The sequence below is a fragment of the Psychrobacter fjordensis genome, from assembly GCF_904845995.1.
In the GTDB taxonomy this organism is placed as follows: Bacteria; Pseudomonadota; Gammaproteobacteria; order Pseudomonadales; family Moraxellaceae; genus Psychrobacter; species Psychrobacter fjordensis.
On sequence record NZ_CAJGYP010000001.1, the window covers coordinates 1,735,561 to 1,760,306 of the forward strand.

A 24,746-nucleotide genomic window follows, 5' to 3' on the forward strand; every position below is an offset into this window, starting at 1 on the left:
TTCGATATTATTGCTATTTCTTATAAAATATCTTTGGCTAAAAAGTATATCATCTTAATCCTAAAAGCATGCCAGTATCATAAAGATAGCTAAGCCTATTCCCCATAGTGCATTCTGTGCTAGGTTGATCTCCGGAACAGATGTAGGGTATTGACAGCAACATATAAAAATAAGATCACAAAGTTTAAAAGGCTTATTATGCGTACTCAATCTATCTTAAATCTATTAGTCATCGATGATGATCAGCTCTATGCTGAACGTCTTGTGCACTTATTAGGCTGTTATTATGACAGTGTGAATTTAGGGTTTTTAGATGATAAAGAAGAATTATTAAAATTACTGCGGCAGCCATGGGATGTCTTGGTATTTGGTAATGCTTACGATATGAATTTTACGGATGTAGTAGGTATCGTCCAAGAACAAAACATTGACCTACCTATGATCTGCTTATCAAATGAGGAGATGGTAGCGACCGCCCATAATAATGAGGGGCTGCCCAATATTATTAGCGGTACAATGGTCAAGGCGCTTAAAGTAGACGAAGAAATGGCCGTTGTGATGTCTATCTGTTTACAACATGATAATCTGCGTAGTCGCCGCGAGCTAAAAACATTGCGTCATGTACTCTCTGAAGCAGAGCAGCGTGCCAATGTATTAATCAAAAACTCTAAAAGTGCAGTGGCTTACATAGACCAAGGCATTCATATCTTCGCCAATGACCCTTATCTTCAGCTTTTTGGGTTTGCATCGATGAATGATGCCATCGGTGTGCCTATTATTGATTTGATTGCAGGCGGTGATAACGTTAAGGGCTTCAAGCAATTCTTACGTCAATTCGCGAAAGGAAACCGTCAAGAAGTAGAGTTTAAGTTTGAAAGTCTACGGACGGATGGGAGTACTTTTGAAGCAAAACTACAACTGGCAGCTGCGACCCTAGAGGGTGAGCCAGTTACTCAGGTCATCATCCAACAAAACAACAGTAACAGCGCTGAGGTGGCCAAACGTTTGGCAGCGGCTGAATGTAAAGACAGCTTGACAGGTATTAACAATCGACGCGGCTTTGAAGAGAAAATGGCAGTAATATATCAGCAAGCTCGCCAAGGAGAGCTGACGGCAGGATTATTATATGTCCAACTCGATAATATTGGTAAGATTCGAAGCAGTTTAGGCTTGCAAGGACTAGATGCAACTGTCAAGCAGGTCGCTTATGCGTTAGATGAGCTAGTAGTAGATGGGCATGTAAGCCGTTTTAGTGATACGGCTTTTACCATCATTGTAGAAGACAAAACAACAGCAGAGCTTAAAACGCTGGCTGAGCAAATCGGCTCGCGTATTAATGGTATGCTCATTGAAGTGGATAAACGCACGACCAGTACCACGGTTAGTATCGGTATTGTCAAAATCGAAAAAAATACAGCAGAGCCAAGCGTATTGCTTGAGCGTGCGATGGACGCTATCAACCAGATTATGATGGAAACAGCCAATAACGGGGCCACTTATCATTTATACGATCCAAGTGAACATGCTAATAGTGATGATCATGCGCTGGCTGAATCATTAATCGAGGCTATTACCAATAATCGTTTTGAGCTAACATTCCAGCCAATATATGATATTAATAACGATCGCAGCGACTTCTTTGAAGTATATTTACGCCTGCCATTGTCAGATGCTGAGAACACAGTGCTGACACCTGACCAGTTTATGGCGGTCGCCAAAAAACATAAGCTGCTCGAAAAGATGGATCGCTGGGTATTGATTAATGCCTGTAGAAAAGTAAACGATGTACGTAAAACACATCCTGAAGCTAAGCTGCTAGTGCAATTGACGAGTGCTTCATTAATAGATAAAAAACTGTCTAGCGTGGCTAGCCAGCTGATAAAAGCCGTGGGCGGTGCAGCAGGCGTGCTTACCTTACAATTTAATGAAAAAGACATTGCAGATCATTTGACGGTCGCGAAAACTCAGTTTGCAGCGCTTAGTCAAGCCGGTTGTCAGATGGGTATTAATAACTTTGGCTCTTCTGCCAAATCCATAGAAATTGCCAGTTTTGTGCAGCCAGATATGGTACGTCTACCGCGTAGCTACGTAGAAGATATTGATTCGGCAGAGAATTTGGAAACGGTCAAATCACTCATCATACGTACTAACGAAGTCAACGTTGATGTGCTGATGCCTTATATTGAAGATGCCGCGACCATGTCTGTCGCTTGGAGCGTAGGTGCACGCTACCTGCAAGGCTATTATTTGGAAGAGCCTAGAAAAATAATGAAAGTTGCGACCTAGACACTACATAATATTTTTCTTCATATCCGTCATTCAAGTATTATTTATCAGTTTAGATCCGATAAATAATGCTGTATTTCTATAAGCAGCCATGTATACGTGACGATTGATTGAGTTCTGTGTTTCTTAACATGGTCTCAATATATATGTCATTCACACATGGCTGACATCCTCTACTCAAAGATTGCTAAAATGCCTATCACTCGTAAATATCAAATGAGCAGTCTGCTTGCCGCTATTTTATTACTCAGTGCTTGCGATCGTACGCCACCTGATCACCGTGCTTCTGTGACATTACCGCTATATACTGACGGTGATGCAGATAATGGTGCTATTATTTATCAAGATGCCTGTGGGCAATGTCATCAGCTCAATGCTGGACTCAATAAAAAAGGTCCACAGCTGATGAATATCTATGGTGCCCATGCTGCTCAGCTAACAGACTACACCTATAGTAAAGGGTTGAAGCAGTCAGAATGGGTATGGGATGCTGAGACGCTCGATCCTTATATTGCTGACGCGCAAAAAGTCATGACAGACTCAAAGATGCTATCAAATCCGATGCCAGATGCCAAAGAGCGTGCTGATGTGATTGCCTATCTATCAACTCTCCGTGAGGCAGTACCAGTCGTTGAAAGCGAAGAAAAGTAGCTTCTCATTTATAATGAAAGCCTGTATTCGAGTCCATAAATTGAGACTTATCTAACGACATGATTCTTACCTTATACTGACCAAATAATGTCTATCTCAATTCTATGACTGAATGTTCAATATGCCCCATTATTTCCATAAAAAATGAGCCGATGATTCACTATGACAATTGTAACCACCGACTACGCCGCTAATCAGCAAAAAATTACGCAGTTAATGATACAACTGAATCAAATTGTATTGGACAAACCTCAAGTGGTGAAGTTGGCACTTAGCGGCATATTGGCAGGTGGACACTTACTATTGCAAGATTTGCCCGGCATGGGTAAGACTACCTTGGCTCAAGGGCTGGCACAGTTATTGGGTCTAAGTTTTAGTCGAGTCCAATTCACTAATGATATGCTACCTGCAGATATCTTGGGTATGAGCATCTATGACCAAAGCAAACTGAAATTTGAATTTCGTCCCGGTCCTATTTTCACTCAGCTCTTGCTCGCTGATGAGATTAATCGTTCCAGTCCTAAAACACAAAGTGCACTACTCGAAGCCATGGAAGAGCGACAGGTAACCCAAGACGGTCAGACCTATCGTTTGCCTCAGCCATTTTTTGTGATTGCAACCCAAAACCCATTGCAGCAAGCTGGTGTATATCCGCTTCCTGAGTCGCAGCTCGATAGGTTCTTACTATGTTTATCGTTGGGTTATCCTTCACCCGCTGCTGAGCGTGAGCTGCTAAAAGGTCAGGATCGCCGTGAGTTATTGAAAGGTTTAGATGCTGTGCTTGATACCGAGGCTGTGTTGTTAGCACAGCAAGGGGTCAAGCAGGTTTATGTCGCAGATGTGGTCTTGGATTACATACAAAGACTGGTCGCAAAAACACGAGCAAGCCAAGAATATCATGGGTTATCACCGCGTGGAGTGTTGTCACTACAACGTGCCGCACAGGCTCATGCCTATGTATCAGGGCATATGGAGATGACCCCTGAAGATGTCCAAGCCGTGTTTGCAGCAGTCACGGATCATCGTCTTGGTCAACGCTTTGTACCGGCGCATGTGACGGGTGGACTAATGACGAAGACTATCGCACAACGTATTTTGGCAGAAGTGCCAGTCGTTATCTAAATGCCTTTTGAGTGAAAGCCGTCTAAGTAAAAGTTAGTTAATTGATTATAGGCTCGAGGGCGTGTCTTCATTTCAAAAATGGTGATAAAAATGAGATAAATTGCCGTCAAACAAGGAAAATAGCACAAATAATATCGGGATATTAACCAGCTATTTGACGATGTTTGGCAAGATTTAGCCATTTTTAGCCCATTGAGATGACTATCGAGTGAATTGAAGACACGCCCTAGTAGTTGAGTTATTTATCAATGAATTAATCAACTAATCAATCAAAGGCTATTGAAAGTTTCTCACTTAACAAAAATTGTGTTCTTTCTAAGTAAATACTCGAAAGGCATCTGTTGTCAAAACTGTCGTCCAATACCGACGATATTATCAATTCTATGGTAAGGATAGGGTAGTCATGAGTCTTTTGCCAAAAGCCTTAACCGTACCAATCAAGTCAAAACTAAGCCGTTGGTTTGCGTCGCGTGCACCCAAAAGTGATAGTGCTACGCTGAACTTGCGCAACGTGTATATCTTCTTTAGTCGCGAAGGGATGCTGTTTGCAGTGTTATTAATCATCACCTTTATCGCTGGCATTAATTATGGCAATAATCTGGTGCTGGGGTTATGTTTTTATCTCATCAGCATTTGGCTTATTAGTTTTCATGTAACCTTTGCCCATATCTCAGGGTTGAAAGTGCATTTATTAGAAGTCACCATGGCAGAGGCAGGTACTCCAGTCTGGGTTACCTTACAACTGCGTAGTGAGAGTCGCCAACCTAGACGACAGCTATTATTTGGCTTTGAAAATTTAAATACGATGGTTGATAGTAGCGTGGACATTCCAAGCTCTGTCTTGGTCACAAGGTTGCAAGGCGAGCAAATCATTAGGTTGCCTGTCCAGACCAATGCCCGTGGGCAGTTCGAATTACCACGTCTCAGAATAAAAACAGTTTATCCTTTGGGTATTATGAAGGCATGGTCTTATGTCTATTTTTCCCGTACCGCTTGGGTATATCCAAAGCCTGAAGCATTTGATTGGGAAACGCAGTATGCCATTGCAAGCTCAGAGGATTTGCCAATAGGTGGGCAATATCGCCAAGGCCAAGATGACTTTGAACGGCTCGATAACTACATAGAAGGTGAGTCGCTGGCACGTGTCTCTTGGGGGCATGTAGCTCGCGGTCAAGGAATGCTTACCAAGCACTTCGCTGACCCTATTGGTCATGAGCAGACACTAGACTATGCCGATATGCCTGCCGCACAACATGAACAAAAGCTATCACAATTGGCGTATGGCGCGATGACGTTGGGTCAGCTAGGTGTGCCATTCAATATGTGCTTACCCAATGATGCACCCTTTGTTACAAAGATGGGTGAAGGTGATGAATTTGCGCAAGATTGCTTGCTAAGGTTGGCAAAAGCACCATGATTAATTCTAAGCGCTTGTCTTCGAGTAAAGATGTGGATGCATCTAACAGTACCTTTACAGCAGACTCTATCAAATCTGCAAGCTTTGAGCAGTTGGCTTTAGGTCAACATCTTACCACTCATGTTGCATTAGGTAGTGGCACTAAGTCAGGCAGTAACGCTAAATGGTATCGCAAGCTACTGGCACTGCCAGCGTATTATTGGATAATAATTGCGCAAGTTATTGTTATTTTGCCGCATGCTGCCCATTTACCATTATGGCTCATAGGCTTTGCTGTGGTGAGTATTATCGCCCAGCTACCTCGTGTAAAGGCTCGATTTCAAAAGACAGCTCATTTAAAGCGTGTCTATCAAGGCATGCAAATGCTTGGCTTCTTATTGGGTCTTTTAGGATTGTGGTTGACCTACAATACGGCATTTGGGCTAGATATGGGCGTGGCATTTTTAGTGCTATGTCTCATCAGTAAGCTCTGGGAATTGTACAAGCGTCGTGACGCCTATGTGGTATTGAATTTATCGCTATTTGTGTTGGCAGCACTGTTTTTGATGGATCAAGGGCTGCTTACGACTTTAGAGGTAATGATAGGGGCAGTCATTGTATTACTGACATTTATTGCGCTAAACGATGATAGCAATGATCGGGGTGATGGTCGCCTGCGCACTTTAGGTGTATTAGGCATTGGTGCGTTACCATTATTGGTGGTGCTATTTCTGTTTTTCCCACGCTTGCCACCGCTATGGTCGGTACAGCTATCAGGCCAGCAAGCGACCACGGGTGTCTCCGACAGCATGTCACCTGGTGACTTTGCTAACTTAGGACAATCAACGGAGTTGGCATTTCGGGTAGAGTTTGAAAATAACCGTCCACCACAGCAGCAGCTCTATTGGCGTGGATTGGTATTTAGCGATTTTGATGGCGTCACGTGGCGTCGTAACCCTCAACAACGACAGTGGCAACCTTCAGAGCAACGTCCTGCTTGGATTGATCATGCGTTTGCTACCATTCCCGAAGAGGCGCAAGTTGCACCAAATAACTATCAAATTATCTTAGAGCCTACTCAGCAAAACTGGCTATTTGGTCTCGATTATCCTTTTGCTCAGCAACAAGATGTCAGCATTACTTCAGATTTCACGTTATTAAAAGACGAGCCTGTCACTCAGCAGCTGCGCTATGACGTATTGCAGTTTTCACCGATGAATATCGATCCTATCCTTACGGATGAGTCGCGGCGAATGAATCTTGCACTACCAAATGATGGGAATCCGAAAGCAAGAGCATTGGCTCAGCAGCTTTTTGCGCAGTCAGGCTCAGACCCTACGCGTTATATAGCAGCTATCGAGCACTGGATAAATCAAACAGATTTTCGCTATACGTTATCGCCGCCACGCTTGAATAACAATCGTATTGACGAGTTTTTGTTTGAGACCAAGGCGGGGTTCTGTGAGCATTACTCTTCAAGTTTTACTTTTATGATGCGGGCAGCAGGTATCCCTGCCAGAGTCGTCGCAGGCTATCAAGGTGGTGAGCCGAGCCGTGGTGGTAATGTGTGGGAAGTCCGGCAGATGGATGCGCATGCGTGGACTGAGGTTTGGCTTGAGGGGCAAGGTTGGGTACGTGTCGATCCAACTGCTTTTGTAGCGCCAGAGCGCGTCGAGCAGGGGATGGATGCGATGACGCAGTCACAAGGTGCTGCGATGTTTGGTGATGGCGCTGGTGCACAGATTGACTATCAACAATATCAAATGCTACAAACCTTACGTCGTCTCTCAGATCAAGCGAGCTACTATTGGCAAAAAGACGTCGTTGGCTACGATCAAGACAAACAAGCAGACTCGTTATTTAAATGGTTCAATATTAGCTCCATCACGCAACAAATTATTTGGTTAGCCGCGAGTGCTATTACGGTTATGATTATCTTGGTGTTTATCATTTGGCAACGTCGCCGTAAACGCTGGCACCCAGTAGATTTACCACTTGCTCAGTTGTCGAAACGTATAGGTAAGCAAGATAAGTCACTGGCTCGTATTGATAATGAAGGTCAGTTAGCGTGGCTTGAGCGCTTAGCGATGGCCATTGATTCTAGTGCCTCAAATGACACTGATGCGAGCAATACCAGTCAATTAACAGACAGTGATCACCCTAAAGTTATTCAAGATAAAATCACCCAAATCAAACAAGACTATCGTCATCTACGCTATGGACGCTTAAGCACTGTTGAAATCAGTGATAATGAGTACCAGAAAGTGCTTAAGCAGTTAAAGAAAAACTTACACGAATTGTTGTAAGTCTATTTAGCCAGTAGCACTTATTAGAAATAGTGAGTAGGTAAATGATAGATAGGTTTGGAACAAATAATGCGTAGTACTAAAGATCGTATTCGCCACGCCTTAGCGTTTGAAATCATTGGGCTACTTATTTTCGCACCACTGGCAAGTTGGGTGTTCGGTTTTGAGCTGCACTCAATGGGTGTGATAGCGATCGCTGGCTCTATTGTCGCGACCGTGTGGAATTATTTTTATAATGTCTTATTTGATAATGCTATGCTTAAGGTCCGCGGTGAGGTAAAAAAGACCGTTCCCATACGAGTGCTACATGCCGCGCTATTTGAAGGTGGTCTGCTAGTGTTATTCTTGCCAGCGATTGCTTGGTATTTGGATATTAGTCTGTGGGAAGCATTTAAAATGGATATTGCTATGGCGACATTTTATTTGGTATATGCTTTTGTGTATAACTGGATTTATGACAGGGTATTTCCTATCGCTGAAGCCGGCTAACGGTGGTTTTATCCAGATATGTAGAACGTATTAAGGAGCCAGTTATATGGCAATATATGTAGATTTTATGCAGATAGAATTTAAAGGTTATAAGTGGTGCCACCTGCTGGCTGATACGTTGCAAGAGCTGCATGAGTTTGCGGCATTCATTGAATTAGATGAGCGTTTGTTCCATCGTAATGCCAGTTATCCGCATTATGACGTCACTGTACAAATGCGAGAAACCGCGATTGAGTACGGCGCGATTCCTGCTGATCGCAGAAAAATTATCGAGTGTGCTAAAAAATTAAAAGTAGAATTACATGCACAAATAGCGCAGTCCGATAGTTTCTAATAACTTCTAATAAGTGCATGAACAAATAAAAAAGGTGGGTTATGCTTTCGCTAACTCACCTTTTTTTTTAGATTTTTTGACTTTTACTTTGCCACTGCTGCTGTACTGAGGCCATTTAGGGCTTTTGAGATGTTATCTATAACGGTGTCACAACCTTTAATATTATGACGGGTTTTTAAGTACTGAGGATCGTTATACGATAGCCATACTTTTTTATCTGCATCTTCACTGATGAGAATTTTTTGTGGCAAATCGATAGCGACGCTTTGCTCACACTGCATTAATGGCGTACCAGCTTTAGGGTTACCAAACATAATAACTTGTGTTGGTCTTAAGGTTAAATCGACACCTTGTGCATTTTTTTGATGATCGACGCGCGCAAATACTTTCATGCCTTTACTTTCGATAATGGCGGCCAGTTTATCAGCAGTCTCTTGGACAGAATGATGACTTTGCATGGTTATCAAGCCTTTTTCGGCGTTGGTAGCAGTCATCGTTTTTGTCACCGAGGGCGTGTCGCTGGGTGAATGTAAAATATTTTCAACACTGGCACAAGAGGCCATGGTCAAAGCCAAAGCGGCGATAGAGACAAGTTTAATCATAAATTTACCTATAGGTTATCCGTAATAGTTTGTAGCATCACATATTTATTATGCATCATAATATTGTGCGTAATAAACGCTGCTTAGTAAAGAGCCGCATTGCAACCTGCCTTAATCAATTACTAAGCCAATTACTAAGCCAAGTGCTCTGCTAGATAGTCTACCAATAGCCTGATTTTTGGTGATAACTGGCGGTTGTGTGGATAAATGGCCCAAATACTTTCTTCAGGCTCTCTATAGTCATCCAACAAGCTTGTCAGCTCCCCAGACGCTAGGTATTTTTGCACATAATAATCTGGCAGCTGGACGATGCCCAAACCTTTTAGGGCAGCATCAACTAAGCTATGACCACTATTATATTGAATGCTCCCCGAGACGCGCAAATTCCTTTCTTTACCTGCGTCACTAGCACGTGGGTCAGTATCTATAAAGTGCCAGTAGTCACGCGTGCCAAGTAAGCAGTTATGTTGACTCAGCTCGCTCAAAGCGTGCGGTGTGCCATATTTATTAAGATAAGAGGGTGCCGCGCAGACAAAGTTGGTGCGATGACTGAGTTTTTTTGCCATCATCGTGGAGTCGCTTAATTTGCCGATACGAATCGCTAAGTCGTAACCACCCTCAATCAAATCGATCTTTTGATTACTCAAAAAAGCCGTCACTTCGATATCGCTATACTGAATCATAAAGTCATTGACCAACGGCAATAATTGCTGCTCGCCATAAGTGACAGGGGCGGTCAGTTTGATCCTGCCTTGCGGTTTTGATTGCAAATTACTGACAGCTTGCTCAGCAGCATCCAAGCCATCGAGCACACTACGGCAATGCTGATAGAACACGCGACCTTCTTCTGTTAATGATACTTTGCGTGTTGTACGATAGAGGAGTTTAATATTAAGGCGTTTTTCTAACGCGCTTATTTGCCGGCTTACTTGTGCCGTTGAGATACCTAGTTCTTTGGCGGCGCGCGTAAAACTCTCGTATTCTGCGACGTAAACGAACTCGCTAACACCATCCCAGCGCATGATTATTACCAATATGTAAAAGATATTTGCAAATATAGCATATTGTTATCACCCTAGAAATAACTATAATGGTAAGCATCTACTCAAGCAGTTGATTGTAATCTAGCGGACTGCAATCATTTGTGAATGAGTATCCTAAAAATAGTGGCCTGCTTCTTATAGGCTGTAAATAATAACTAATTAAAAAGAGAAATTCTTATGTCAGATAAATTTATTAAATCAAAAGCCGCCATCGCGTGGGGGCCAAATCAGCCACTATCTATCGAAGAAGTGGATGTCATGCTGCCACGTAAAGGCGAAGTATTGGTCAAAATCGTGGCCAGTGGCGTTTGCCATACCGATGCATTTACGCTCTCTGGTGAAGACCCAGAAGGTGTATTCCCTGCGATTTTGGGTCATGAAGGTGGCGGTATTGTTGAGCAAATCGGCGAAGGCGTAACTAGTGTCCAAGTTGGCGACCATGTCATTCCGCTATACACCGCAGAGTGTGGCGTTTGTAAAATGTGTACATCAGGCAAAACCAATCTATGCTCAGCGGTACGTGAAACCCAAGGTAAAGGCTTGATGCCGGATGGCACCACACGTTTTTATAAAGACGGCGAACCCATCTATCACTATATGGGCTGCTCAACCTTCTCTGAATATACGGTCTTGCCAGAGATTTCTTTGGCCAAGGTCAACAAAGAAGCACCGTTAGAAGAAGTTTGTTTGCTTGGTTGCGGCGTGACTACCGGTATGGGCGCAGTGATGAATACTGCCAAAGTCGAAGAGGGCGCAACGGTTGCTATCTTTGGTCTTGGCGGCATTGGTCTGTCAGCAGTTATTGGCGCTGCGATGGCAAAAGCCAGCCGTATCATCGCGATTGATATCAACGAAAGCAAGTTTGAATTGGCCAAAAAGTTAGGCGCAACTGACTGCATCAATCCTAAAGATTACGACAAGCCAATTCAGGACGTGATTGTTGAATTGACTGACGGCGGGGTTGATTACTCATTTGAATGTATCGGTAACGTCGATATCATGCGTTCAGCGCTAGAGTGCTGTCACAAAGGCTGGGGCGAGTCGGTCATCATTGGTGTCGCAGGCGCAGGACAAGAAATCTCAACCCGTCCATTCCAGTTAGTGACTGGTCGAGTCTGGCGTGGATCGGCGTTTGGCGGCGTAAAAGGTCGTTCAGAATTACCAGGCTACGTTGAGCGTTACTTAGCTGGTGAAATCCCACTACAAGACTTCATTACGCATACTATGCCATTAGAAGACATCAATGAAGCGTTTGACTTGATGCATAAAGGTGAGAGTATTCGTACGGTCATCCATTTCTAAAAAATATTGTGCAAGAGCAGTATCTGACAGTAACGTTAGATATTGCTCTAAAAATACGGTTTTAAAAATAAAAAGGCCGCTTCGATTTCGAAGCGGCCTTTTTTAAAGCTTATAACATCATTATTTTATATGTATGGTTACAGACCTATTCACTCAGTCATATTAGCCAATTGCTCTAAGATACTGACGTAATTCTCGACCCCTTGCGCACCGCTAACCAGATGACGTTCATTGAAAATGATAGCCGGTACACTTTGAATACCTTGTTGTTGCCAATGCTGTTCTTCAGCTCGTACTTCCTTAGCAAAGAGCTGACCCTCTAATATTGCTAGCGCTTCACTACGATCAAGTCCAGTCTCTGCTGCAATATCAGCAAGCACGTTGATATCTGAAATATCTCTGTTATTGGTAAAATGTGCGGCAAACAATGCTTGTTTTAACTCATGCATGCTTCCTTTCTGATCAGCGAAATGTAGCAGCTGATGCAAATCAAAGGTGTTGTGCATGCGCGTGTCATCATTGAAATTAAATTCAAAGCCAACTTCCTGTCCGGCTTCCGCCATTCTGATTCGACTAGCATCTGACTCTTGCTTGGTCGAGCCATACTTTTCGATGATGTGCTCACGTAGGTTTTGACCCTCGCTTGGCATGTTTGGGTTTAGCTCAAACGGGTGCCAATGGATAGTGTGGGCCGTGTTGGTTTGCTCAAGTGCTGCTGCCAATTGACGATAGCCAACGACGCACCAAGGGCAGACGACGTCTGAGACGATGTCTATTCGGAGTGGTTTTTCTGATGTGCTCATATTTCCTCGCAGGGATTGTTATTTGTATTTTATTTAAGGCTTCTAATTGCTCATATATCTCATCTAAATGTGTCTGCTTAGAGATGGTCGTCGACCAAGAAGCCTCAGTAATAATCATGCTTTAAACATCAAGCGTTAATGAATATTCAAAGCACAATCAGGTGAATACAATGCGCTCTGAGTGACTCATTTGCTCACTGGATTGCTATTATTCATAGATGCTTTTTTGCGATAAGGCAGTCAAAAATCAACCTCTGATAACAAAACGTATGAATATTTAACCAATCTGTCATGGCCATGAAATGGGTTTTTCTCTACAGTAGCTTTGCTGACATGGGTAGTCGTGACTTATAACTCATGCTAACACCAAGTATTTAGCAAATAATAAAAACTTAATATTCGATATAGGATGCACAAATGAAGACTATTACTGAAGCGATGAACTGGCGTTACAGCACAAAAGCATTTGATACCAATAAAAAAATCTCAGCAGAAGACTTTCAGAGTCTAAAAGATATCTTGCGTCTCAGTCCTTCGAGCACCAATATCCAACCTTGGCATTTTGTGATTGCTGATGATGAGGCTGGTAAAGCTCGAATCGCTAAAGGCACGGATGGCATGTATGAATTCAATACGGCAAAAGTAAAAGACGCTTCACATGTCATCGTATTCTGTAGCCGTGTCTATGCTGATGACGAGTTTTTAGATGAGATACTAGACAAAGAAGACGCTGATGGTCGTTTTGCCGAACCAAAATTCAAAGAGCAGATGCACCAAGTGCGTAAGATGTTTTTGGATATTCGCCGTTATGAGCAAAAAGACGAGCCACACTGGTTGATAGAGCAGCTATATCTCAACATGGGCGCTTTGCTACTCGGAGCTGCGACTTTAGGTATTGATGCTGTGCCGATGGAAGGGGCGGATTTGAAAGCACTTGATGAAGAGTTTGATTTACGTAGCAAGGGCTATACGGCTGTTGCGGTCGTATCGCTTGGTTATCGTAGTGAAGATGACTTTAACGCTGAGTTGCCAAAATCACGCTTTGATGAAGAGAGCATTATTACAAAAGCTTGAGCTATCATGACGGCTAAAGCTTTCACGACAGTTTAATGAAAGGATGTGGTTAATCCTGAATAAAATGGACACACGATACTATATTAGTAGGGCCAGTAGAAATAGTAGGGTCAGTAGAACGTGATGACTGTATGTACTACTTTTATTCTGGCTTGGCTATATCGCCCCTATGTGAATATTCAATACGCCCTGATGAGAGAGCCCAACCACCAACATGATAGAAACAGAACGCTTATATCTTAGACAGTGGCGAGCAAGTGATTTTGCGATATTCGCTCAAATGAATGCCGATCTTGAAGTAATGAAGTACTTTCCCAAGCCATTATCGCCAAAAGTGAGCGATTTGATAGCCAATAAATGCTCGCAGCTTATTAAAGATAAAGGTTGGGGGTTTTGGGCGGTCAGTCTAAAAGAGACAGATATCTTTATCGGCATGGTTGGCTTAAATGAAGCGCATGCTGATATGTCATTTGCGCCTGCTGTTGAGATTGCTTGGCGACTACACAAAGATTATTGGGGACAAGGTTATGCAACAGAGGCGGCACGGGCTTCATTAAATTTTGCATTTGACACATTAGGACTCGATGAAGTCGTGGCCTTTACTGCAGTGATTAACGAGCACTCACAACTCATCATGCAGCGTATTGGCATGAGTAATACACAAGAAAACTTTTATCATCCAATGCTTGAGCCTAATCATCGACTTGCTGAGCACGTTTTGTATAAGATTACTCCGGAGCAGAGGCCGTAAGCTTACTCTCAGTGCATTTTTTCACGCGAGAATTGGTAAATAATAGACCCATAATAAGAGTGGAAAAAATAAGTAGTTTAAGGGGTGTTAAATATGAAGACACTCACTAGCTAGGAAATCTCCCTAGTTAAGAAATCTCAATCCAGAGGTTTTGAGTGCCCATACCAGCTCTACAAAGGCGCGACTATTCGTCAGAGGCTCACCATCGATAATGAGCACATAGCCTGAACCATCAATCCATAAGAATACAAAACTGGTCTCAGGAATGAGCAGATCGACCTGCTGAAAGAAAGAGATCGCTTGGCTTTCTACGGCCCATCCGCGTTGCTTTTGTCGTAGCATAAATCCTGAAAAATCAGCTGCCGCGACACTGAGCATGTCTGATTCTTCTTGGCTATAGCCAATACGTGCCAAGCAAAATCCTTCGTCAGAGCCAATAGCAGCACGGCGTTTGCCCGATAAGCTGGCAACCACATAGGGTAAAAACTGATCTAGTGGCAGATTGGGCGCTGGTAACAGAAGAGACAGTTTCTCAATCCAACCTTGTTCTATGAAATTTTGCAGCCATTCATCAGAGTAACGTTCAAGCCAGTCGGCAGCGAGTAACGTCTGCGCATAGGATAACAAGTCTTGTAGTGATAGCTGCTCCTCAGTGGGCTCACCTTGTGAAAATGCCTCAAAAATACCGGCTGGGGTTAGAGTCAGATACGTTTTATCAGCATTTAAATAAGAAGACATAGCAGCTACCATTATGATGAAGGTTATAGAGTGGTGATAAATTAGGTTTTCATATAGTTGAATTCAAATAATTTTGATACAAGGAAACCGAGTACAAGTTATACATTAGTATGCTTGGCGAGGATGACGAGGTAGCGAATTTATATGGATTTGACTATAGTTTGATCAAGGTGCTGCTGACAGTTGTTCCAACGCGCATCGAATTGCCAGTCACTTTTGCCCAAACGAAACCATACTAAAGAGAAAGCAAGGCGATCATTGCGAGCGATACAGTGTGCAAAGAACTCGTTTTCGACTTGCTCAATCGTACCCCAATCCTCATTAGTACGTGCTTGCATTAGCTCAGCTGTGATTTCTTTGGAGATTTCCTTGGCATCATCGCTACTGATACGTAGTCGTTGTTTTTGCTCATTGAGAGACGGTGATATCAATACACTCCAGCGGGTCGCGAGCATACTATTGCGTTGAATATATGCTTTTTTATCAATACAGTCGCGGAACCCTTGTTGAATATGAGGGTACAGGCGATCTTTGACACGAATGAACAAGTTATTCACATCATAAGGTATGTCATACCAGCAGCCATAAAAGAAGTCTGCAACAGCACCTTGCAGCGGCTCTCTCTCCGTCAATAGTAGCGCCGCATTGATGCGTTGTTCATGAAAGTGACGGTTGTTGGGTGCCAAAAATACTTTGCGCGAGTATAAGCGGAATACTCGGCGCGCTTCCCTTTCATTTTCTTTAATAAGATCCGAGTCAGACATAACAGTATCCTTTGAGTCACGGTCGCTATATAGTCAAATTCATATAAATCCGCTACATCGTCATCCTCGCTAAGCATACTAATGTATCACTTACACTCGGTTTACTTGTATCGACATTATTTGAATTTACTACAGTCAATTCCATATAAATCAGATAGAGTGTCAGGCCCGTTCAGTCTACTGTTTATAGTGCTCTTACTTGTAGTGCTCTTACCTGTCTTCTATTGCGTATGTAGCCCAGTAATTAGTCCAACCATTAATCTAGCAGTGTCTGCATCAAATCTATCATAAATTCGGCATCTTCTTCATTCATCGCTTCAAACCCTTGAGGCATACCAAGTTCGGCCAAGGCTTCTTTGCCATCATCATCATTGTGCAGATTGAGAATGGCTTCTATAAAGATTTGGGCATCAGGGAAGCCGTCTTTAATAAGTAGCACGTGACTGATGTCAGCCAAGTCACTTTCGATAAGTACGGAGAGCTGGGTCTTGGTCAACCGCGAAAAGCTATGAAAAATCTCTGCCAAAAAGAACGCGGCTTGGGCATCCCCTTTAATGACTTTACGGGCAGCTGCCTGATAGGTTTCAGTGACATCCCAGTTGAGGTCAGACTCTTCTATATCGACAGCTTCTAGCAAACGCAAACCAATCAGTTTGACATCTCGGTTGTCCGCCATGGCAACTGTAGCGCCAGCCTGAATGTCTTCTAAGTGGTTAATGTCGCTATTTGCCGCAGCGGCAATGACCATTTCATCAGACTTTCCGATAGGGCGAGCGACGGCACGGTAGCCTTGCTCACGGATTAGGGTTGCTGCATCAAAGGGATTGGCGTAAATGACCTGAATGTCACCAGCATTGATGACTTGCTCTTGCTCAGCATGTGATGCAGGGATGTTTAAGTGCATATTTAAGTTGGCACGCTTTTGAATCAACGTATTGAACATGTGCCAGCCTGCAAAACGCTCAGGTGAAAAATCTGGGGCGATTAACATATTGTGTGTCGTCATGATTTAGCCTTCCTCGTTTTGTTTCATTTGGGCATATTGCGCCATTGCCGCTTCGATTTTGCTGCGTGATGGCTTGCGTCGTACGGATGTATAGCCGACGGTTTCGCCGTGACGAACGTTAGGTACGACGGTTGCATAGACCCAATAATGACTACCATCTTTGCATAAGTTTTTGACATAGCCATGCCACTTTTGTCCTGCTGTGGCAGTGTCCCACAGGTCTTTATAAGCCGCTTTTGGCATGTCAGGATGGCGCAAAATATAATGCTGCTGGCCAATCAATTCATCGACATGGTAACCACTAATCTCAATAAAAGCATCGTTGACGTGTGTCAGTATGCCATCCAAATCGGTACGCGATACAATCAACTTACCATCTGGATAAGGGCGTTCGATGCCCGTGTCATAGACAGTACGCGACGTGCCATCATGATAAGTCAGGGTAATTTGTTCGGCAGGCATATCAGGCTTGTGTGCATCAGGGATTGGAGAACCCATGGTCATCTCCTTCATTGGTCGTTATGTAGTCAATCCTCTATAAATTAGAGACGGTCTTAGCCTTGCTTAGTCTACTACTTGCAGTACTTTCACTCGGCTTCCTTGTATCCAAATTATATTGAATCGACTATGTTTATAGTAATTAAAAAGCTAATAAATTCGATAAGCAGTCGCCAATCAAATGAGCTTTGCAAGGGCTTCTGAGGCACGTTTGATATCTAAGAATATCAAACCAAGCTTGGCATTCGGTTTTGCCATAATAGTGAGTACCGCTTCATCTCCCGATGACGTCATAATAACGTAGCCTTTTTCACCCTGAATCATAATACGATCGATACTACCACGCGCCAACTCACGACCTGCACGATCACCCAACGATAATAATGCTGCTGACATAGCACCCACACGATCTTCATCGACGCCAGTTGGTAGAGCTGAAGCAATCATCAGACCATCGTTAGAGATTAGGGCAGATGCTTCAACATCTGCTGATGAGCTGTTTAAGTCTTCCAATATCTGTTGAAATGAGTCTGTACGCATATCGCTTTCTCTATGATAAGTGGTGGATTGTTTAAGTAAAAAAACTGGTTAACTATATCCTTGCTTTAAGAAAGGTATTCTAACTCCTTACTAGTGATATTGATATACATTTGCTCAATAAAAAACGACATTTTTGGATTTTTTTGCCGTTTATCATCGAATATTTGCCTTTTGTCTCCACTTTATAGGGATAAAAACACAAATGCCTATAGATATCTAATGTATCGACGCATGAAAAACAGAACAAGGATGAGTCATCAGTGCTATTTTTAGCCCATTTAGGTGACTGTCGATTGGGTGGAGAACGTGTTCTAATCAATCAGTTTTTTCATCTGCTATAACAGTAGTTGCTTAGACGATACTCATAAAAACCGTTTATGACTTTTCTTGATGTTGATATTTACTAGACTTATACGCTTCAATAATGATATATAGTTATGAGATAAAAAATATTCTTGTCTCTGAATCTGCCAGACAGATATCAATTCAGTCAGCTTTTTTAATCCCATTCATCTCTACAAACACCAGTATGTAGCGATGATGTCAGTGTTGCATCAGTGTTCACAATCCTCTCGTTTGTTGTCATACGACGTGACATCGATGCAGATAAGCACGATCACCATTTTTACCCTAAGGAAAAAATATGAGTATCAGTCAGGCCATCGAAAAAATCGAAGCACGTTATGCGCATCAGCCAGAGTTTATTCAAGCAGTAAAAGAAGTGGCGATTACGATTCAACCTTTATATGATGCCCATCCTGAATATAGTGCATTGAAAGTATTTGAGCGTTTGGTGGAGCCTGATCGGGTATTTGGTTTTCGTGTCAATTGGGAAGATGATAAAGGCGATGTGCAAGTCAATCGTGGCTGGCGTGTGCAGTTCTGTAATGCTTTGGGCCCTTATAAAGGTGGTCTGAGATTTCATCCTACGGTCAATCAGTCCGTATTAAAGTTCTTAGGCTTTGAGCAAATTTTTAAAAATGCGCTAACTGGCTTGCCTATTGGTGGCGGTAAAGGCGGGTCAGATTTTGACCCTAAAGGCAAAACAGATAGTGAGATTCGCCGTTTTTGCTACGCCTTTATGCGTGAGTTACATCATTATGTGAGCAAAGACATGGATGTGCCTGCTGGCGACATCGGCGTCGGTGGTCGAGAAGTCAGTTATATGTTTGCGATGTATAAGAATTTAACGCGTGAATCAACAGGGGTTATTACTGGAAAAGGCGTGGGCTTCGGTGGTAGCTTGATGCGTACCGAAGCGACTGGCTATGGTGCGGTATATTTCTTAGAAAATATGCTTCTCGCCCAAAATGACACGCTCAAAGGTAAAAAGGTACTTATATCAGGGGCAGGTAATGTCTCATTACATGCTGCCGAAAAAGTGAATGCACTTGGTGGTATGGCAATAACGGTCTCTGATTCACAAGGGACGTTGCATGATGAAAAAGGCCTCAATCAAGAAAAAATCGATTGGCTCAAAAAACAAAAACAGCAAAATAAGCCATTGGCAGAGTATGTTGAAGTCTATGGTGGAGAGTGGCTTGCTAAACAAAAACCATGGAAGTTTAAGGCTGATATTGCGATTCCATGCGCCACTCAAAACGAAGTCAATGAAGCTGACGCCAAACTGTTCGTCGAAAATGGTGTGAAGTACGTGGTTGAAGGCGCTAATATGCCGCTCACTGCTGAAGCGATTGATCATATCCGTTTGCACCGTGTTCATTATGCACCTGGTAAAGCTGCCAATGCTGGCGGGGTTGCAGTGTCTGCGCTTGAGATGTCGCAAAACTCTGTACGTCAATATCAAACCTTTGAGCAAGTTGATGAGCGTCTAAAAGGTATTATGAAAGATATCCACGACAGTGCTGCGAACGCTTCAGAACAATATGGTCAAACTGACAATGGTTATGTCGATTATATGGCTGGTGCCAATATGGTTGGTTTCAAACGTGTGGCTGATGCGTTGGTCGCTTTTGGTATTTTGAACTAAGGCTATACTATATAACTCATAGCCTCATCTGATCATTGCAATAACCAATACTGCGTTTGTCCTTTTGAGACAAACGCAGTATTTTTTTGTCGAAATAATAGCAAGTATTAATCGAGAGTAAACGTTTCTATAGGTGATGTATTTAGATTGATTGTCTAAACAAAGTAATTACACTTTGATACTTTTTCATCCTACAGCGAGTAGAAAACCTCGCTAACATGTATCTACGAATAACGAAACCAACGTCTATTAATAATGAAAAGTAAGCAGTTGGCTAAAAAAGTAAGTCATCAGTGAAGGAGATAATATCATGGGAAAGCTGTCTAAAAAGATGCAGTTGACCACTTTAGGGGCAGGCCTAGCAGTCGCACTAACCGCAGGTGTCATGAGCACGACTGTCATAGCCGCTCAAACAAATCTATCTACCGAAGTAAAAGCAGCAAAAGGTAACAAGGTTGGCTTAAAACAAGCGATTACTATCGCAACCAAGCATGCATCAGGTATGCTCATCAGCGCTGATTATGATGAGGACGATGGTGCAGAAAACGGTGTATACGCAATAGAATTTAGCACGGCTAGCGATAGCTATGAAGTGATCGTTGATGCTATTACGGGGGAAGTTGTCAGCACTAATACTGAACGGTTAGATCGTGATGATATTAACGATTACAACGTACAGCGTCGTGTGAAAGTAAATGTCATGAGTGCGATAGGTATCGCTGAGAAGAAAATAGGCGGTATGACATTAGAAGTCGAGTTTGAAGCAGATCGTGATTACAGTGATCATCCTTTATATTATAAAGTGGATTTACTAAAAGGTGATGAGATCGTCGGTATCAACATTGATGCCAATACAGGTGAGACGTTTGCCAACAAATATAAGCGCTAGTAGCAATGTTAATAGCAATGTTAATATTAACTTTAATAGCAATGTTCAAACAGACTAAACCAAAGCCATTAGCTGAACATGTCTGCTAGTGGCTTTTTTAATGGCGATAAATAAAGGTAGGTTGATTGCAAGGTAGGTTGATTACATTGTCTTGCGCCACTTACCTTGAACCATAATGCCTTGGATAGGATTTAACCCCATCTGGTAAGCCAAATCAGCAGGGCGGGCGATATCCCATAGCGCTAAATCAGCATCACAGCCTACTTCGATTTTCCCCTTATTAGGTAATCCTAAAGCTTGAGCTGCATAGACGGTCGAGCCTGCTAGTACTTCTTCAGGTGTCAGGTAAAATAGCGTACAGCCCATATTCATCGTCAACAACAGCGACGTTAACGGTGAGGTGCCAGGGTTACAATCAGTTGAAATCGCCATGGGAACTTGATGTTTACGCAGTGCATCAATCGGTGGCAACTTAGTGTCACGTAGTGTATAAAATGCCCCTGGCAATATCACGGCAACGGTATTGCTAGCCGCCATTTTTTTGATATCTTCTTCTGACAAATGCTCTAGATGGTCGCTCGATAGCCCTTTATATTCAGCGACCAAAGCACTTCCGCCGATATCAGACAGCTGCTCAGAGTGCAGTTTGACTGGTAAATCTAAAGAGCGAGCCACCTCAAACATTCGTCTGATTTGCTCTGTGCTAAAGGCGATGTTTTCACAGAAACCGTCGACTGCATCGACTAAGCCTTCTGAATGCAGAATTGGCAGCCACTCGCAAACTTGCTCAATATAGTCGTCCGCATGATCTTTGTACTCAGTGGGTAGGGCATGCGCTGCTAGATAAGTGGTGCTCACATGAATGTCGTATTTTTCTCCCAGTTGACGAGCGACCGTGAGCATTTTGCGCTCAGTGTCTAAGTCCAAGCCATAGCCAGACTTGATTTCGATACTGGTAACGCCTTCTTTCATAAGCGCGAGTAGACGTTTTTCGCTTTGTGCAAATAGCGATTCAATACTGGCGGTGCGGGTAGCACTGACAGTCGCGACAATACCACCACCTTGTGCTGCAATGTCTTGATAACTGACACCTTGCAAACGTGCTTCGAACTCATTGCTACGGTTGCCACCATAAACGATATGGGTATGACAATCGATAAGTCCTGGGGTTATCCATTTTCCATCTACATCTGTGATTTGGCTAGCTTGATATTTAGGCAGATGATCAGTGATTTGATCGTGTGTGCCAACCCAAGCAATTTTACCGTTTTTAATACCGATAGCCGCGTTCTCTAACTGACCGTATGGGATGCTATCAGTATGCTCATTTTCATCATCACTTATCTCAATACCAAAACCATACTGCGCTGAAAAGGTGGCGATATTGGCGTTAATAATGACGTGGTCAAATGATGTCATAGTAGATTTGTCGAGCGTCTGTTCTGTATGGTTTTTCAGTACGGAGTTCTTTGATTCATTCATAATATGCTCCTGATTTTTGTGAAGTCGATGATCTTTGTTGGCAAGATCTAAGCGCTAAGTAAGTGCTGCTCTACAATAGTGGCCAGTAAGCGAGCAGCGACTTTACAGCTACGACTATCAACATCAAAGGTAGGATTAATCTCAGCAATGTCTGCCATTTTTACTTTGCCTGATGCCATGATGGTTTTGACCATACGCTCAACGAAACCCAGCTCAATACCAAAGGCGGCAGGTGCGCTTACACCCGGAACGACACTAGATGGTAAGCAATCCATATCGATGGTCAAATACACGATATCGACCTGATCTATAAAGCTTTTAACTTGCTCAGCAAGTGTATCCCAAGGCTGATAATGACAGTCTTCATCACTGATAACCTGTACGCCCAATTGCTCAGCACGATCAAAGAGCGCTGCCGTATTAGAAAAGCGACTGACGCCGATACAGCAATAGTGAAAAGGCTGATTATGTGCTGTTAAATGTTCGGCAATTTGGCGAAACGGCGTACCAGAGGTCGCTACATCAGACTGACGAATATCAAGATGAGCATCAAAATTAATAATTCCGATAGTAGTCGTGGCATTTGCTGCGCTTGTATTTTCTAATGCCTGCCATAATCCTAAAAAGCTACCATAAGCAATGGCATGACCGCCACCAAGCCCGATGGGTAATCCGCTTTGCTTAATAATAGTACTCACTGCATCGGCATATTTGATCTGCGCTTGCTCAAGAGAACTGTCGGCAAAATCATCATTGTCGTGACAATGAATGTCACCAGCATCACCCAATAAGGTTGATAATTGACCATCAAAACGTTGTTGTAAATCAGCGATGACTGGCAGCGTAGCAAAAGCTCGACGAATCAATGGCGGAGCAGCTCTAGCACCTACGCGGCCTTGATTGCGTCTGACGCCTTGATCACAGGCAAAACCAATTAGCCCAATATGTTGAGCCTCATAAGGCTGAGCAAGCTGATACCAATAGCGGGCGCGCGCAGTCTCAAATGGCTCTGCACGTCCTGTCCACTGGGTCATATCAGCAGGTGTATGGATAATGCGTGTGGTAGTCGTTGTTGCTGTTCTCGCTATTGTCATCACTGCTCTCCGCTTATTGATCTTTATTTAGACTCGTACCAATCGCTGCGTAGTTCTTGCCAATGTTCAGCAAGCGTACCGTCTAATACCAATTGCTTGGCTGCTTCGATATCTGGGGCGAGGTAGCGATCTTTGTCATAGAAAGTCACTTGCTCACGTAGTTTTTGATGCGCGACTGTCAAAGGCTCTGAGGTGTTTAATCCGCGATGAAAATCAATCCCTTGACCAGCAGCCAATAACTCAATACCGATGATAGTGGCAGTGTTTTGTGCCATCTCGTATAGGCGTCGTGCGCAATAGGTGGCCATAGACACATGGTCTTCTTGATTAGCAGAGGTCGGGATACTATCGACACTGCCTGGATGGGCGATAGATTTGTTTTCTGAGGCCAGCGCTGCGGCAGTCACATGCGCAATCATAAAGCCTGAGTTGACCCCAGCATTATCGACCAAGAATGGCGGCAGACCACCTGATAAAGTGGCATCAATTAGTAAAGCGACACGGCGCTCAGACATCGAGCCAATCTCAGCGATTGCCAAGGCTAAAATATCCGCGGCAAAAGCCACAGGCTCAGCATGGAAGTTACCACCTGAGATAGCGACAGGGCCATCTTCGTTATTAAAGATAAGTGGATTGTCAGTTACGGCATTGGATTCTATTAGCAGAGTTTTCCCTGCTTGGTTGATGATATCAAGACAGGCACCCATGACCTGTGGCTGACAGCGTAGGCAGTAAGGGTCTTGCACTCTATCGTCTTGCTCGCCGTCATGTGAGGCACGGATAGCACTGCCTTTGATGAGTTGACGGTGTGCTTTGGCGATTTCGATTTGACCATGATGACCACGTACTTCGTGAATACGGGCATCAAATGGTGAGTCCGAGCCTTTTGCCGCATCAATCGACATGGAGCCGACAATGGTCGCAGTCTCAAGCAAATCACGCGCTAAGAAATAACCACGTAATGCCAACGCAGTTGAGACTTGCGTACCGTTGATCAGTGCAAGGCCTTCTTTGGCTGCAAGAGTAATAGGCTCAAGCCCATGCTGGGCTAGCGCGTCTGCTGCAGGCACTTTTTTACCGCCAACAAACACATCACCTTCACCCATCATCGCAAGCGTCATATGTGATAATGGCGCTAAGTCACCAGATGCGCCAACTGAACCTTTGGCTGGGATATTGGGTGTGATTTGATTGTTGATTAAGGCAAGTAGACTATCTACTACCTCGCGACGTACACCAGAGACACCTTGCGCCAAACTGGCGACTTTCATCACCATAGTCAGTCGCACGACGCTGTCTGGTAAAGCTTCACCAGTGCCCACTGAGTGAGAAACAATTAGGTTGCGCTGAAGTAGCTCAAGTTGGTCGTCACTGATACGTGTCTTTGCCAATAGGCCAAAACCAGTATTGATGCCATAAGCGCTTTTATCTCGCGCAATGATGGTTCGTACATCTTCATGCGAGGCATCGATGGCCTTATAAGCGCTCTCAGGTAGTGTCAATATGATAGGTTGCTCGTAGATGTCACGTAGCATCGCGAAGCTAAGTTGGCGAGGATGTAGGGTTAGTTGTTTGATATCGTTCAT

23 protein-coding genes are annotated in these 24,746 nt (G+C 43.4%); 12 read left to right on the plus strand and 11 right to left on the minus strand.

The features are described from left to right. The first annotated feature begins 198 nt into the window (after positions 1-198). From JMW61_RS07345 to JMW61_RS07375, 7 genes are all read left to right on the plus strand, one after another. The gene (locus tag JMW61_RS07345; protein WP_197101693.1) at positions 199-2,286 is read left to right on the plus strand and encodes an EAL domain-containing protein; all 2,088 of its coding nucleotides are present in this window, start codon (positions 199-201) and stop codon (positions 2,284-2,286) included. A 159-nt stretch (positions 2,287-2,445) separates the two neighbouring features. Continuing rightward, complete coding sequence (locus JMW61_RS07350) at positions 2,446-2,937, plus strand: c-type cytochrome (RefSeq protein ID WP_227687384.1); 492 nt, start codon at positions 2,446-2,448, stop codon at positions 2,935-2,937. A gap of 162 nt (positions 2,938-3,099) precedes the next feature. Continuing rightward, positions 3,100-4,059 carry an AAA family ATPase gene (locus JMW61_RS07355; protein ID WP_227687385.1) on the plus strand — a complete coding sequence of 320 codons (960 nt, stop codon included), beginning with the start codon at positions 3,100-3,102 and terminating at the stop codon, positions 4,057-4,059. A 403-nt stretch (positions 4,060-4,462) separates the two neighbouring features. Beyond that, complete coding sequence (locus JMW61_RS07360; protein ID WP_201550112.1) at positions 4,463-5,476, plus strand: DUF58 domain-containing protein; 1,014 nt, start codon at positions 4,463-4,465, stop codon at positions 5,474-5,476. Continuing rightward, entirely contained in the window at positions 5,473-7,761 is a 2,289-nt protein-coding gene (locus JMW61_RS07365) for a transglutaminase family protein (protein WP_201550113.1), read from the plus strand. Before JMW61_RS07360 ends, JMW61_RS07365 begins: the two co-directional genes overlap by 4 nt. Before the next feature lie 69 nt (positions 7,762-7,830). Continuing rightward, a complete protein-coding gene (locus tag JMW61_RS07370) occupies positions 7,831-8,250 on the plus strand; it encodes a PACE efflux transporter (RefSeq protein ID WP_201550114.1) in 420 nt (139 codons plus the stop codon). A gap of 46 nt (positions 8,251-8,296) precedes the next feature. After that, positions 8,297-8,584, plus strand: a complete 288-nt coding sequence (locus JMW61_RS07375; protein ID WP_197134325.1) for a DUF4031 domain-containing protein — start codon at positions 8,297-8,299, stop codon at positions 8,582-8,584. A gap of 83 nt (positions 8,585-8,667) precedes the next feature. Here JMW61_RS07375 and JMW61_RS07380 read toward each other — a convergent pair whose 3' ends face one another. Both JMW61_RS07380 and JMW61_RS07385 read right to left on the minus strand, forming a co-directional pair. After that, positions 8,668-9,186: a DUF302 domain-containing protein gene (locus JMW61_RS07380; protein WP_201550115.1), complete on the minus strand. Its 519-nt coding sequence runs from the start codon at positions 9,184-9,186 to the stop codon at positions 8,668-8,670. Positions 9,187-9,320: 134 nt separating this feature from the next. Further along, positions 9,321-10,208: a LysR family transcriptional regulator gene (locus JMW61_RS07385; protein WP_201550116.1), complete on the minus strand. Its 888-nt coding sequence runs from the start codon at positions 10,206-10,208 to the stop codon at positions 9,321-9,323. Between the two features lie 198 nt (positions 10,209-10,406). On the opposite strand from JMW61_RS07385, the gene JMW61_RS07390 reads away from it, so the two are divergent. Next, positions 10,407-11,531 carry an S-(hydroxymethyl)glutathione dehydrogenase/class III alcohol dehydrogenase gene (locus tag JMW61_RS07390; protein ID WP_201550117.1) on the plus strand — a complete coding sequence of 375 codons (1,125 nt, stop codon included), beginning with the start codon at positions 10,407-10,409 and terminating at the stop codon, positions 11,529-11,531. 149 nt (positions 11,532-11,680) lie between these two features. Here JMW61_RS07390 and JMW61_RS07395 read toward each other — a convergent pair whose 3' ends face one another. Further along, positions 11,681-12,334 (minus strand): DsbA family oxidoreductase, encoded by a 654-nt coding sequence (locus tag JMW61_RS07395; protein ID WP_201550118.1) that lies wholly within the window; start codon positions 12,332-12,334, stop codon positions 11,681-11,683. Between the two features lie 417 nt (positions 12,335-12,751). Here JMW61_RS07395 and nfsB point away from each other — a divergent pair, with 417 nt between their 5' ends. Together nfsB and JMW61_RS07405 are read left to right on the plus strand one after the other, a co-directional pair. Next, a complete protein-coding gene (gene nfsB, locus JMW61_RS07400; RefSeq protein WP_201550119.1) occupies positions 12,752-13,408 on the plus strand; it encodes an oxygen-insensitive NAD(P)H nitroreductase in 657 nt (218 codons plus the stop codon). Between the two features lie 214 nt (positions 13,409-13,622). Continuing rightward, positions 13,623-14,159 (plus strand): GNAT family N-acetyltransferase, encoded by a 537-nt coding sequence (locus JMW61_RS07405; RefSeq protein WP_201550120.1) that lies wholly within the window; start codon positions 13,623-13,625, stop codon positions 14,157-14,159. 123 nt (positions 14,160-14,282) lie between these two features. Here the strand turns inward: JMW61_RS07405 and JMW61_RS07410 are convergent, their stop codons facing one another. From JMW61_RS07410 to JMW61_RS07430, 5 genes are all read right to left on the minus strand, one after another. Further along, positions 14,283-14,897, minus strand: a complete 615-nt coding sequence (locus JMW61_RS07410) for a hypothetical protein (RefSeq protein WP_201550121.1) — start codon at positions 14,895-14,897, stop codon at positions 14,283-14,285. Between the two features lie 140 nt (positions 14,898-15,037). Beyond that, positions 15,038-15,661 (minus strand): hypothetical protein, encoded by a 624-nt coding sequence (locus tag JMW61_RS07415; RefSeq protein ID WP_201550122.1) that lies wholly within the window; start codon positions 15,659-15,661, stop codon positions 15,038-15,040. Positions 15,662-15,917: 256 nt separating this feature from the next. Beyond that, positions 15,918-16,667: a PhnD/SsuA/transferrin family substrate-binding protein gene (locus tag JMW61_RS07420; protein WP_201550123.1), complete on the minus strand. Its 750-nt coding sequence runs from the start codon at positions 16,665-16,667 to the stop codon at positions 15,918-15,920. A gap of 3 nt (positions 16,668-16,670) precedes the next feature. Beyond that, entirely contained in the window at positions 16,671-17,165 is a 495-nt protein-coding gene (locus JMW61_RS07425) for a PAS domain-containing protein (RefSeq protein WP_201550124.1), read from the minus strand. A gap of 177 nt (positions 17,166-17,342) precedes the next feature. After that, positions 17,343-17,705 carry a roadblock/LC7 domain-containing protein gene (locus JMW61_RS07430; protein ID WP_010201036.1) on the minus strand — a complete coding sequence of 121 codons (363 nt, stop codon included), beginning with the start codon at positions 17,703-17,705 and terminating at the stop codon, positions 17,343-17,345. A gap of 643 nt (positions 17,706-18,348) precedes the next feature. Here JMW61_RS07430 and gdhA point away from each other — a divergent pair. Both gdhA and JMW61_RS07440 read left to right on the plus strand, forming a co-directional pair. Continuing rightward, positions 18,349-19,695: an NADP-specific glutamate dehydrogenase gene (gene gdhA / locus JMW61_RS07435; RefSeq protein ID WP_201550125.1), complete on the plus strand. Its 1,347-nt coding sequence runs from the start codon at positions 18,349-18,351 to the stop codon at positions 19,693-19,695. 310 nt (positions 19,696-20,005) lie between these two features. Then, on the plus strand, positions 20,006-20,584 hold the full coding sequence (locus tag JMW61_RS07440; protein ID WP_201550126.1) for a PepSY domain-containing protein: 579 nt from the start codon (positions 20,006-20,008) through the stop codon (positions 20,582-20,584). A gap of 141 nt (positions 20,585-20,725) precedes the next feature. Here JMW61_RS07440 and hutI read toward each other — a convergent pair whose 3' ends face one another. Genes hutI through hutH form a run of 3 tightly spaced genes read right to left on the minus strand, consistent with a single transcriptional unit; the run spans position 20,726 to position 24,746 of the window. Beyond that, entirely contained in the window at positions 20,726-22,066 is a 1,341-nt protein-coding gene (gene hutI / locus JMW61_RS07445; protein WP_201550127.1) for an imidazolonepropionase, read from the minus strand. 47 nt (positions 22,067-22,113) lie between these two features. Then, complete coding sequence (gene hutG, locus JMW61_RS07450; protein WP_201550128.1) at positions 22,114-23,160, minus strand: formimidoylglutamase; 1,047 nt, start codon at positions 23,158-23,160, stop codon at positions 22,114-22,116. Positions 23,161-23,183: 23 nt separating this feature from the next. Then, the gene (hutH, locus tag JMW61_RS07455) at positions 23,184-24,746 is read right to left on the minus strand and encodes a histidine ammonia-lyase (RefSeq protein WP_201550129.1); all 1,563 of its coding nucleotides are present in this window, start codon (positions 24,744-24,746) and stop codon (positions 23,184-23,186) included.

What these genes read in the sequence shown, in the direction of transcription:
- JMW61_RS07345 (WP_197101693.1), top strand. Translation starts at nt 199, where the DNA reads ATGCGTACTCAATCTATCTTAAATCTATTAGTCATCGATGATGATCAG.
- JMW61_RS07350 (WP_227687384.1), top strand. Translation starts at nt 2,446, where the DNA reads ATGGCTGACATCCTCTACTCAAAGATTGCTAAAATGCCTATCACTCGT.
- JMW61_RS07355 (WP_227687385.1), top strand. Translation starts at nt 3,100, where the DNA reads ATGACAATTGTAACCACCGACTACGCCGCTAATCAGCAAAAAATTACG.
- JMW61_RS07360 (WP_201550112.1), top strand. Translation starts at nt 4,463, where the DNA reads ATGAGTCTTTTGCCAAAAGCCTTAACCGTACCAATCAAGTCAAAACTA.
- JMW61_RS07365 (WP_201550113.1), top strand. Translation starts at nt 5,473, where the DNA reads ATGATTAATTCTAAGCGCTTGTCTTCGAGTAAAGATGTGGATGCATCT.
- JMW61_RS07370 (WP_201550114.1), top strand. Translation starts at nt 7,831, where the DNA reads ATGCGTAGTACTAAAGATCGTATTCGCCACGCCTTAGCGTTTGAAATC.
- JMW61_RS07375 (WP_197134325.1), top strand. Translation starts at nt 8,297, where the DNA reads ATGGCAATATATGTAGATTTTATGCAGATAGAATTTAAAGGTTATAAG.
- JMW61_RS07380 (WP_201550115.1), bottom strand. Translation starts at nt 9,186, where the DNA reads ATGATTAAACTTGTCTCTATCGCCGCTTTGGCTTTGACCATGGCCTCT.
- JMW61_RS07385 (WP_201550116.1), bottom strand. Translation starts at nt 10,208, where the DNA reads ATGCGCTGGGATGGTGTTAGCGAGTTCGTTTACGTCGCAGAATACGAG.
- JMW61_RS07390 (WP_201550117.1), top strand. Translation starts at nt 10,407, where the DNA reads ATGTCAGATAAATTTATTAAATCAAAAGCCGCCATCGCGTGGGGGCCA.
- JMW61_RS07395 (WP_201550118.1), bottom strand. Translation starts at nt 12,334, where the DNA reads ATGAGCACATCAGAAAAACCACTCCGAATAGACATCGTCTCAGACGTC.
- nfsB (WP_201550119.1), top strand. Translation starts at nt 12,752, where the DNA reads ATGAAGACTATTACTGAAGCGATGAACTGGCGTTACAGCACAAAAGCA.
- JMW61_RS07405 (WP_201550120.1), top strand. Translation starts at nt 13,623, where the DNA reads ATGATAGAAACAGAACGCTTATATCTTAGACAGTGGCGAGCAAGTGAT.
- JMW61_RS07410 (WP_201550121.1), bottom strand. Translation starts at nt 14,897, where the DNA reads ATGTCTTCTTATTTAAATGCTGATAAAACGTATCTGACTCTAACCCCA.
- JMW61_RS07415 (WP_201550122.1), bottom strand. Translation starts at nt 15,661, where the DNA reads ATGTCTGACTCGGATCTTATTAAAGAAAATGAAAGGGAAGCGCGCCGA.
- JMW61_RS07420 (WP_201550123.1), bottom strand. Translation starts at nt 16,667, where the DNA reads ATGACGACACACAATATGTTAATCGCCCCAGATTTTTCACCTGAGCGT.
- JMW61_RS07425 (WP_201550124.1), bottom strand. Translation starts at nt 17,165, where the DNA reads ATGGGTTCTCCAATCCCTGATGCACACAAGCCTGATATGCCTGCCGAA.
- JMW61_RS07430 (WP_010201036.1), bottom strand. Translation starts at nt 17,705, where the DNA reads ATGCGTACAGACTCATTTCAACAGATATTGGAAGACTTAAACAGCTCA.
- gdhA (WP_201550125.1), top strand. Translation starts at nt 18,349, where the DNA reads ATGAGTATCAGTCAGGCCATCGAAAAAATCGAAGCACGTTATGCGCAT.
- JMW61_RS07440 (WP_201550126.1), top strand. Translation starts at nt 20,006, where the DNA reads ATGGGAAAGCTGTCTAAAAAGATGCAGTTGACCACTTTAGGGGCAGGC.
- hutI (WP_201550127.1), bottom strand. Translation starts at nt 22,066, where the DNA reads ATGAATGAATCAAAGAACTCCGTACTGAAAAACCATACAGAACAGACG.
- hutG (WP_201550128.1), bottom strand. Translation starts at nt 23,160, where the DNA reads ATGACAATAGCGAGAACAGCAACAACGACTACCACACGCATTATCCAT.
- hutH (WP_201550129.1), bottom strand. Translation starts at nt 24,746, where the DNA reads ATGAACGATATCAAACAACTAACCCTACATCCTCGCCAACTTAGCTTC.